Source organism: Rhodococcus sp. YH1, from assembly GCF_009939605.1.
GTDB lineage: Bacteria > Actinomycetota > Actinomycetes > Mycobacteriales > Mycobacteriaceae > Rhodococcus > Rhodococcus aetherivorans.
The window spans coordinates 1-9,669 of record NZ_WVTE01000080.1 but is presented as its reverse complement, the minus strand read 5'-3'; the positions used below and the strand labels follow the sequence as shown (position 1 = coordinate 9,669).

Annotated in this window: 9 protein-coding genes and 2 pseudogenes; 6 read left to right on the top strand and 5 right to left on the bottom strand. The window is 67.0% G+C overall.

Annotated elements, in window-relative coordinates:
- Positions 1–182 (top strand): annotated as a pseudogene (locus AIIKEEIJ_RS32955) (cytochrome P450); the annotation flags it as partial.
- Here the strand turns inward: AIIKEEIJ_RS32955 and AIIKEEIJ_RS08120 are convergent.
- Positions 101–529: a hypothetical protein gene (locus AIIKEEIJ_RS08120; protein ID WP_238406259.1), complete on the bottom strand. Its 429-nt coding sequence runs from the start codon at positions 527–529 to the stop codon at positions 101–103. The pseudogene AIIKEEIJ_RS32955 and the gene AIIKEEIJ_RS08120 overlap by 82 nt on opposite strands.
- Here AIIKEEIJ_RS08120 and AIIKEEIJ_RS32950 point away from each other — a divergent pair.
- Positions 492–842: a hypothetical protein gene (locus AIIKEEIJ_RS32950; RefSeq protein ID WP_238406257.1), complete on the top strand. Its 351-nt coding sequence runs from the start codon at positions 492–494 to the stop codon at positions 840–842. The two genes, AIIKEEIJ_RS08120 and AIIKEEIJ_RS32950, sit on opposite strands and share 38 nt — an antisense overlap.
- Before the next feature lie 79 nt (positions 843–921).
- Here AIIKEEIJ_RS32950 and AIIKEEIJ_RS08110 read toward each other — a convergent pair whose 3' ends face one another.
- A complete protein-coding gene (locus tag AIIKEEIJ_RS08110) occupies positions 922–1,938 on the bottom strand; it encodes an ERCC4 domain-containing protein (protein ID WP_161995389.1) in 1,017 nt (338 codons plus the stop codon).
- Positions 1,939–2,106: 168 nt separating this feature from the next.
- Between AIIKEEIJ_RS08110 and AIIKEEIJ_RS08105 the strand changes: the two genes are divergently transcribed.
- From AIIKEEIJ_RS08105 to AIIKEEIJ_RS08090, 4 genes are all read left to right on the top strand, one after another.
- A complete protein-coding gene (locus AIIKEEIJ_RS08105) occupies positions 2,107–2,862 on the top strand; it encodes an SDR family NAD(P)-dependent oxidoreductase (RefSeq protein ID WP_029545691.1) in 756 nt (251 codons plus the stop codon).
- Between the two features lie 311 nt (positions 2,863–3,173).
- The gene (gene rph, locus AIIKEEIJ_RS08100; protein ID WP_161995388.1) at positions 3,174–5,792 is read left to right on the top strand and encodes a rifamycin-inactivating phosphotransferase; all 2,619 of its coding nucleotides are present in this window, start codon (positions 3,174–3,176) and stop codon (positions 5,790–5,792) included.
- 327 nt (positions 5,793–6,119) lie between these two features.
- Entirely contained in the window at positions 6,120–6,356 is a 237-nt protein-coding gene (locus tag AIIKEEIJ_RS08095) for a hypothetical protein (RefSeq protein ID WP_161995387.1), read from the top strand.
- Between the two features lie 51 nt (positions 6,357–6,407).
- Positions 6,408–7,541 (top strand): Rieske 2Fe-2S domain-containing protein, encoded by a 1,134-nt coding sequence (locus tag AIIKEEIJ_RS08090; RefSeq protein ID WP_161995386.1) that lies wholly within the window; start codon positions 6,408–6,410, stop codon positions 7,539–7,541.
- 31 nt (positions 7,542–7,572) lie between these two features.
- On the opposite strand, the gene AIIKEEIJ_RS08085 is transcribed toward AIIKEEIJ_RS08090, so the two are convergent.
- The 3 genes and pseudogenes from AIIKEEIJ_RS08085 to AIIKEEIJ_RS08075 form a co-directional block, all read right to left on the bottom strand.
- Positions 7,573–8,160 (bottom strand): TetR family transcriptional regulator, encoded by a 588-nt coding sequence (locus AIIKEEIJ_RS08085; protein WP_161995385.1) that lies wholly within the window; start codon positions 8,158–8,160, stop codon positions 7,573–7,575.
- Positions 8,161–8,234: 74 nt separating this feature from the next.
- Positions 8,235–9,008, bottom strand: coding sequence for an IclR family transcriptional regulator domain-containing protein (locus AIIKEEIJ_RS33945; protein ID WP_161995384.1), 774 nt, complete (start codon positions 9,006–9,008; stop codon positions 8,235–8,237).
- Positions 9,009–9,198: 190 nt separating this feature from the next.
- Positions 9,199–9,669 (bottom strand): annotated as a pseudogene (locus tag AIIKEEIJ_RS08075) (MFS transporter); the annotation flags it as partial.

The following is a 9,669-nucleotide window of genomic DNA, read 5'->3' as shown; positions in this document are numbered from 1 at the left end:
CCCTGATCGACCACTGGATCGAACACCCGGACGACAGTGCGATGTCGCACTGGCTGCACGACGGCATGCCCGAGGGGCAGACCCGCGACCGCGAGTACATCTATCCCACGCTGTACGTGTTCCTGCTAGTTGCCGATGTCCTTCCGCCCTCGCCGTCGACGTCGACCCGGATCTCGGCGTTCCCTCCCTCGCCGGGCGAGTACAACAACGACCGGCGTACGGATGTCCACCGGTCCCCCTTGCCCCACCTGAACAACCCGACCTTCTTCGCTGCGAGCAACGCCGTGGTGGCCGCGCCCGAGCTGAAGCCGATGCGTGTGGACACGGTGCCGACATCGAGGGTGATCGGCAGCGTCAGCTGTTCGGGGGTGTCGATTCGGACCACCTTGGTGCGCGACCCGGCGATATTCACGATCCGCGGATCTGTCAACGGCGCCACCGTCACCGGTAGTCCGCCCCGACGAACCTCGTAGTCGTATCCGAGCCGATCCATGAAGTCGACCGAATCGATGCCGGCCATGTCGTTCATGTCCCAGCGAACTGCGATATCGACCGAGGTGGCACCTCCGCCGCGCTCGGATATCAGGGCAGCGGCTACCACACTCGTGATTCCGCCCATCCACGCCGACGAGAAGAGCACCGGATACGTCGGTCACGTGGCCGACCTCGTGGCCTGCGTTCGCCCCGATCTCGACCGGTCGCGGAGCCTCGCGGTCGCGGCGACCGTGGTCAGCCTGGTGGAAGGTGCGGCCATTGTCCACTCGGCGGTCGGCGTCGGTCGTTCGGCGGAAGCGAGGAGCGAGATTATCAGGGCCGCAGTCGGATTGGTACATGGTCCCTGAGCCGTCCGGGCAGGCGCCGGGTGTGACCGCCCGCCCCGGTGCCGGCGTCGTCGATGCGGTCCGGCTCGGGGCAGGGTCGTTATTCGGGGTGAGCCGAGCTCCACGCCTGCCAGATATCGGGACGGAGCCGGCCCCGATCCGGCACCGGGAGGCCTTGGGCACGTGCCCAGGCCCGAACCTCGGCGGTGGACGGCGCCGGCGGTGCCACCTCCCCGGCGCCGCTCTCGGATTCGGCGATGTCCCCGGATTCGGCAGCGGGCGCGTCGACCGGGCGCGGTGCCGCAATGCGGGCGATCGCCGTGTTCTCTGCCTCGGCCCAGACGTAGGCCGCCGCCAGATAGCGGTAGGTCCACTGCTCCGCCAGGGCGCGGTTGTCGCAGAACACGATCGGCACGTTCGGCCAGCGCACCTGCAACTCGGCCAGACCGTCGGCGACGGTCGCCGGCCGCACCCGCTCGAGCGCGAAGATCGCCGAGTACCGGTCCTCGACCACGATCGCGGCCCGCGGTAGGGCCGCCAATTCGGCCAGCGCGTAGCGCAGCGTGCCGTTCGTCAGGCTCGAGACCAGGTCCGGCACCGACTTGCGTTCGACCGAGGCCACGAGGCGGTCCTCGAGGAAGACCCCGTAGTCCCCGCACGGCAGTGCGCGTTTGGTGAGCCCGACCTGCTGGTCGGCGAACCGGTAGGCGTAACGCTCGTGCGAGTCGACGACGATGGGCAGCTCGGCGATGCCGGCGGCCCGGGCGGTGGGTGTGCGCACGTTCGGCCGGGCCTGTTTGCGGGTCCGCGGGGACTGCCAGAACACCACGTCGCGCCCGCGCGCGGTGGTGTACACGATCTGCGATCGGTTCTCCCGGCCCCGATCGAGTACCAGATCGATTGCCGCGCCGCGCCGCGCACACGCCCGCACGGCCACCCGCTCGACCACCTCGGGGTCGTCGGGCCATTCGTCGATCGGCACCGGATGGCAGTACAGCGCCTTCGTGCGCGGCCAGGTTCCCGAGGTGCGAAACACCAGCCCGCCGTCGAGGGGTACCCGCAGCAGGTAGCCCAGCTTGGACGCCGGCTCCGGATTCACCGCGATCACCATTTCCACAGCTGTCAGGGTCTCATCGCAACGCAAGGGCGTCCGCGGGTGCCGGAAGTTACCCGCCGGTACACCTACCGGGGTCCGGTCGCAACCGGCATCATCGATCGTAATTGATTGATCGATTACTCAATGAGCGCGCGCAGCGGTGTGCGGTCCCGAGCAAGGAAGACGGACGTGAACTCTGTGAACGGTGAGACGGCGCTGGTGACGGGAGCGGGGCAGGGGGTGGGACGCGGCATCGCCCTGGCGTTGGCTGCGGCCGGAGCCCGGGTGGCCGTGGTGGGGAGGACGGCCGACAAGATCGAGAAGGTGGCGGCGGAGATCGAGGAGCGCGGCGGCCGCGCTGCCGCCTTCGTGTGCGATGTCACCGATGCGGCCGGGATCGATCTCCTGGTGGAGCGGGTGATCGCGCGATTCGGCGGCCTGTCGATCCTGGTGAACAACGCCCAGTCGACGGTCCACGGACGATTGCTCGACCTCGACGAACAGGTCTATCAGCGGGGGATGGATTCCGGGCCGACCGCGACACTGCGGCTGATGAGGGCGTGTCACCCGCATCTGAAGGGCGGCGGCTCGATCGTCAATCTCGGGTCCGCGGCGGGGGTGCGCTGGGACCCGTCCGGATACGGTGGCTACGCGGCCGCCAAGGAGGCGATCCGCGTCCTCACCCGCACGGCGGCGTGTGAGTGGGCCGCCGACGGGATTCGAGTCAATGCGATTCTCCCGTTGGCCAATTCATCCGCCCTCGAGGTGTGGGCGCAGGAGAGTCCGGACGAAGCGCGGGCGTATCTCGACACCGTGCCGCTCGGGCGGCTGGGCGACCCCGAAACCGACATCGGTCCGGCGGTGGTCTTCCTGTGCAGTCCGGCGGCACGGTACATCACCGGTCACTCGCTCCCCGTCGACGGCGGTCAAGCGCTGATGCGCTGAGACGTGCGACGGACATCGCTACTCGTACCTTGTCGCGGAAGAGAGAAACGTCCAGATGCCCGATGTGCTCGCACCGGCCCGGTCCGGCCCGGCTCGGTCCCGTGGCCATGTGCAATCGAATCATCAAGGAGGAGAAGGCCGAAGGGTTGTTCCGCCCTGATCAACCATGCCGGGGCATATCGGTCCGCCACGACGGTGTGCTGTCCCTGCCCCCCTTCTACGTTATACACGATTCGAGGCTCTCATGAGGCCCGGAATTGTGGCCGATAATCGCCTGCGGAACGCCGGAATCTACAGGTGAGGGCAGGGGAATGGGATATGTACTGGACTTCCGGGAGATCGATCGGACGCAGGTTGCGGTCGCCGGCGGAAAGGGCGCGAACCTCGGAGAGCTGTCGCGAATCGAAGGCATACGTGTGCCGGCGGGGTTCTGCGTGACGACTGACGCCTTCCGGCGGGTCGTGGCAGAAGTGCCGTCCCTCGACGATCGGCTCGATCGATTGTCGCATCTCGAGGCGGCGGATCGCGATTCGATCCGCGTGCTCAGTGCGCAGATCCGCCGTGCGGTCGAAGAGTGCGTCATCCCTGACGATGTGGTGTCGGAGATCGTCCGCTCTCTCGCCCGGCTCGGTGAACAAGCCGCATATGCGGTCCGATCCAGCGCGACGACCGAGGATCTGCCGACCGCATCCTTCGCCGGTCAGCAGGACACGTACCTGAACGTCTCGGGCCCAGCGGCGATTCTCCGGCACGTGAGCCGGTGCTGGGCTTCATTGTTCACCGAGCGAGCCGTCACCTACCGTCTGCGCAACGGTTTCGACCAGCGGAAGGTTCGCATGGCGGTGGTTGTCCAGCGGATGGTGTTCCCGTGGGCGGCCGGGATTCTGGTCACGGCCGATCCCATCACCTCCAATCGGAAGGTCGCGTCGGTGGAGGCAGGCTTCGGACTCGGCGAGTCCCTCGTTTCCGGCTTGGTGAACCCGGACGTCTACAAGGTGCGTGACGGCAAAGTCACGGACAGGACCGTCGCCACCAAACAACGCGCCGTCCAAGCAGCGCCAGCCGGTGGCACGCACATGCAGGGAATCGAGCAGGAGCAGCAGAACCGATCGGTGCTGACAGATGAGCAAGTTGTGCAACTCGAGCGGCTGGGCAGAAGAATCGAAGCGCACTTCGGCAGTCCTCAGGACATCGAATGGTGCCTGGTCGACGACGGTTTCCGAATCGTGCAAAGTCGCCCGATCACCACGCTGTTCCCGGCCCCCGTGGTCGACGACGGGGAGAACCGTGTGTACGTCTCTGTCGGCCACCAGCAGATGATGACCGACCCGATGAAGCCCCTGGGGATCTCCCTGTGGCAACTGACGAGTCCGGCACCCACGAGGGAGGCGGGAGGTCGGCTGTTCGTCGATGTCACCCAGGCTCTGGCTTCGCCGGTGAAGAGAACGGGACTGCTGGACGCTCTCGGCAAGTCCGATCCGCTTCTCGGGGATGCGTTGGCGACCATCGTCGAACGCGTCGACTTCATCAGGTGGTGTCCGGACGACGGGGCCGACGGTGTACCGGCCGGCGATGCACCTGCCCTGATCGAGGCCGACGAGGGCATCGTCGCCGAGTTGATGGCGCAGAGCCAGGCCTCTGTCGCGATGTTGAAGCGCGAGATCCGGGCCAAGTCCGGAGCGGCGCTGCTCGACTTCATCTCGGCCGACCTCAAGGAGCTGAGGCGGATCCTGTTCGACCCGCGGAGCCACCAGGTGATCACGGCGGCGATGGAAGCAGCCTGGTGGCTCAACGATCGGCTTCAGGCCTGGCTGGGCGAGAAGAACGCAGCCGACACGCTCACGCAATCGGTCCCGCGCAACGTCACGTCGGAGATGGGCCTGGCGCTCGTGGGCGTGGCCGACGCGATCCGGCCGCACCCGGACGTGGTGGCCTTTCTGCAGCACGTCGAGGACGCGGGCTTCGAGGAGGGGAGCTTCCTGGACGAGCTGGCGAAACGCGCCGGCGGCCCGCAGGCGCGCGCGGCGATCGAGGCCTACCTCGACAAGCACGGCATGCGCTGCGTCGGCGAGATCGACATCACGAGACCGCGCTGGAGCGAACGCCCCACCACCTTGGTGCCGATGCTCATGAGCAACATCAGAAACTTCGGGCCGGGCGCTGGAAAGCGACGCTTCGAGCACGGGCGGCGAGAGGCTCGCAAGAAGGAACACCAGTTGCTGGAGCGTCTGCGCGCCTTGCCGGACGGAGAGCGAAAAGCCTGTGAGGCCAAGCGGATGATCGACCGTGTCCGCGCCTTCTCCGGGTATCGGGAGTATCCGAAATACGGCATGGTCAGCCGCTACTTTGTATACAAGCAAGCCTTGTTGGGCGAGGCCGAGCGGCTCGTGCAGGCGCGTGTGCTTCGCCGCGAGGAAGACATCTTCTACTTGAGGTTCGACGAGCTGCGCGAGGTCGTGCTCACGCACCGATCGTGTGACCAGCTCATCCGTGAGAGAAAGGCCGCATTCCGCTCGTACCAGGCGCTCACGCCGCCCCGGGTGTTCACATCGGACGGCGAGGTCGTCGCCGGAAGGTATCGGCGCGAAGGCGTCCCGCCTGGAGCGCTGGCCGGTACGCCGGTGTCCGCCGGGAGTATCGAGGGGCGAGCCCGTGTCGTGTCGGATATGGCGCAGGCCGATCTCGAGGCGGGCGACATCCTGGTCACCGCCTACACCGATCCGAGCTGGACTACCGTGTTCGTCGCGATCAAAGGCCTGGTGACGGAGGTGGGCGGACTGATGACCCATGGGGCGGTGATCGCGCGGGAGTACGGATTGCCGGCCGTCGTGGGTGTGGAGGGTGCCACCCGGTTGATTCGCGACGGGCAACAGATCCGCGTGAACGGAACCGACGGGTACGTCGAGATCCTGCCCCAGCGGGACGTCTGAGGGGCAGGAACTGCGGAGCCTGTTCCAGGGGATGCAGGTCCCGATACGGGTAGACCTTCGGTGCGAGCTTGCCGAACAGTCGGACGCCGAGCGTGACCGGTTGGGGCATCACCTTCGCGAAATCGCCGACCGGTGAGCGGTGGTGCGCGCCCCGCTCGTTCTGCTCGGCGGAGTCACCGACCCGGCCGGCACGCACACCGGCACGCGATGCGTCCTGACCCCGGTCCCGAATCCCGCCTCGGAAAAGGTGTCCCGTTGAGCTGACACCCCGCAGCCACAGCGCGGAGAAATTCCTACGCTCGAGGTACCCGAGGAAGGAAGTGATCGATGCAGTCGCTCGACTGTCATGCGTGTGGCAACACCGTGTTCGTGGCGAAGTACAGCCCCGTGCACACGAGCATTCAGTGGACAGGGCCGGCCCGCGACACCTGCCGCGAGTTCGCCGCGGCGGCCTGTGCGGGGGAGACCACGACCTACCTGCCCCGCTGCGGAGCGCTGCACGAGTCGGTCGATCGAGCCGTGCGTGACGGCCGGCTCGTGCCCTCGCAGCGGGTCGAACCGTAGTCGGTCCGGCGTCCGTCGCCGCACCCGGAAGCACATCACCTGGAGGACTTCATGACTGTTGAACCCGAGACCATCGAGGTTCGGAGCATCGAGACGGGCAGCAACCCGACGCGGTACGCCCGCGGCTGGCACTGCCTCGGACTGGCGAAGACGTTCCACGACGGAAAGCCGCATCAGATCAAGGTATTCGGGACCGACCTGGTGGTCTTCGAGGATTCGAAGGGCGCCCTGCACGTCCTCGACGCCTTCTGCCGGCACATGGGCGGCAATCTGGCCCGGGGCGAGATCAAGGGCGACACGATCGCGTGCCCGTTCCACGACTGGCGATGGGGCGGCGACGGCCGGTGCGCGGAGGTGCCGTACGCCCGCCGCACCCCGAAGATCGCCAGGACGAAGTCCTGGATCAACATGGAACGCAACGGCTTGCTCTTCGTGTGGAACGACCCGCAGGGCAACCCGCCGCCGGCGGACGTGACCATCCCCGGAATCGCGGACTACGGGACCGACACCTGGAGCGAGTGGACGTGGAACACCTTCCACGTGACGGGATCGAACTGCCGGGAGATCGTCGACAACGTCGTCGACATGGCACACTTCTTCTACGTGCACTTCCAGATGCCGCAGTACTTCAAGAACGTCTTCGAGGGTCACATCGCCGCGCAGCACATGCGTTCGACCGGCCGTGACGACATCAAGACGGGTGTGCAGCTGGATCTGCCGGATTCGCAGACGATCTCGGACGCGATGTACTACGGACCGTCCTTCATGCTCGACACCGTCTACACGGTCGCCGGAGACGTGACGGTCGAGACCAAGCTCGTCAACTGCCACTACCCGGTCACGCAGGACTCGTTCGTGCTGCAGTTCGGGACCATCGTCAAGAAGGTGGACGGGGTCGGGGACGAGGAAGCCGCGGCGATGGCGACGATGTTCACCGAGGGTGTGGAGACGCAGTTCAAGCAGGACGTCGAGATCTGGAAGCACAAGACCCGGATCGAGAATCCGCTGCTGACGGAGGAGGACGGGCCGGTCTACCAGCTGCGGCGCTGGTACAGCCAGTTCTTCGTCGACGTCGAGGACGTCACCCCGGAGATGGTGCAGCGCTTCGAATTCGAGGTGGATACCACCCGTGCGCTGGAGAACTGGCAGAAGGAGGTCGATGAGACCCTGGCGCGCCGGGTCTGACCGGTCGATGCGCGGGCGCCCCCGTGGCCGGTCATTCGGCGCGGGGGCGGAAGCCGTCGACGAAGATGCGGGTGATCTCGCGAGCGAGATCGGCGTTGGAACGCTCTGCGGTCGGGCGGTGCCAGCGCGGTGCCTGCCAGACGGCGTCACGGATCAACTGGTAGAACGCGTCCGGGTCGATGTCGTCGCGGAACATCCCCTCGGCCACGCCGTCGGCGATGGCCGCCCGCCACGCTCTCTCGACCTCGTCGGCGGTCTCGGCCAGATCGGCCTCGACGAGGCGGTCGCGCATGTACTCGCCCTCGCGCTGCCAGATCGTCGTGGCGCCGCGGTAGTCCTCCGACGTGGACAGGGCCAGCAACGCGAGCGCCTCGATCCGCTCGACCGGGGTCTGGGACTGCGCGGTGATCTCGCGACACCGCCCGCTCAGGTCGTCGATGTACTCGCGGATCAATTCGGTGACGATCGCTTCCTTGGACGGGAAGTAGTGGTAGAGCGCCCCGGAGTAGACGCCGACCTCGTCGGCGATCTCCCGGATGGTGGTCGACGCAATCCCTTTGGAAGCGAAGAGTTGTGCGGATCTGTCCAGGATCTGGCGGCGGCGCTCGTGCGGATCCATGGCACTCCTCGGGACTCGGTGGTCGTCGGCCGGTCCATTGTGCCACATCTATTGATCAATCGATCAATGCGGTGTCACACCGCAGTCCGGACGTTTCCGGCACGCAGGTGGGTGAAGCGCCGCCACGCGGTCAGTGCGGCCATGCGCACCGGCGCGGCCAGGGCGGTGGCGCGGATCGATGCAGACGGACCGCTGACGGAGATCGCTCCGACACACTTGCCGGCCGGTCCGATCGGCGCCGCGACGCAGGAGACGCCGGGCGCGGCCTCGTCGCGTTCGTGCGCGACGTGCTGTTCGCGCATGCGGGCGAGTTCGCTGCGCAGCCGGCCCAGGTCGGTGACGCTGTGCGGGGTCCGGGCGGGGAGAGGGTGATCGGCGAAGAGCGCTTCCACGTCGCATTGCCCCTGTGCGAGAAGGGCTTTGCCCAGCGCCGTGCAGTGTGCCGGTTGCCGGCCACCCACGCGGGAGGGGATACGCATCGAGTAGGGTCCGCCGACCTTCTCCAGGTACAGCACCTCGGTGCCCGTGAGCACCGCCAGGTGGACGACGAGACCGGTGCGGCCGTGCAACTCGTGCATGACGGGTAGCGCGGCTCGGTGGAGGGCGTCGTTGTGCTGGACGAGGGAGCCGAGCTCGAGCATCTTCGTGCCCAGCGAGTACGCGGGTGCGTCCCGTCGGACCCAGCCGATCTCGACGAGCTGGTTCAGCAGCCGGTGCGTCGACGAGCGGGGCATACCCGTCAGGCGGGTGAGCTCGGCCAGAGTGAGGCGTTCGCTGTCGCGGAATGCCTCGAGCAGCCGGGCAGCGCGATCGATCACCGCCACCGGCACATCGTTGTGCGTCGTCACTATGCCTCCCACTGCGACAGAGGATCGTTCTACTGATCAAGCGATCAATCAATGATTGTGGTGACTCTAACAGCTCGGCGACGGGTCGTGAAGAGAAACACAGGACGGAAATGTGTCCGCGTTCCGCGCGGACACGACCGCTGCCGGGTGCGCTCGAGAGCGCACCCGGCAGCGGGATCGACGAGTTCGGTCAGACGAGCGCGGCCGCCTCCGGCGACGTCGCGTTCGCGTCCTCCGCGGTGTGGACGCGACGACGGAGCAGCCCCACCGCGACGGCGAGCGACGCCGCGGATGCACCGGCGCACATCAGGTAGGACACCACCATGCCCGTGTCGGTGTAGTAGGCGTAGCCCTCGATCACCGTCGCCACGTGCGAGTTGAGCACGGTGAACGCCGCGACGGGGAAGATCGACGCGATGAGCGTCTGGGAGGTCTGCACCATGCTCGACATCGACGCCTGCACGTCGGCCGGCACCGAGTGGATCACCAGGTTGGGGATGGACGCGGTCGTGATGCCCATACCGATGCCGAACAGCAGCACCCATAGCACGAGCGGGAACTTCGCCGAGTGCGCGAACGCGGTGAGCACAGAACTCGATGCCATCACCGTCAGTCCGACGACCAGGGTGAGTGCCGGCCTGACGGACCGGATGGCGCGTCC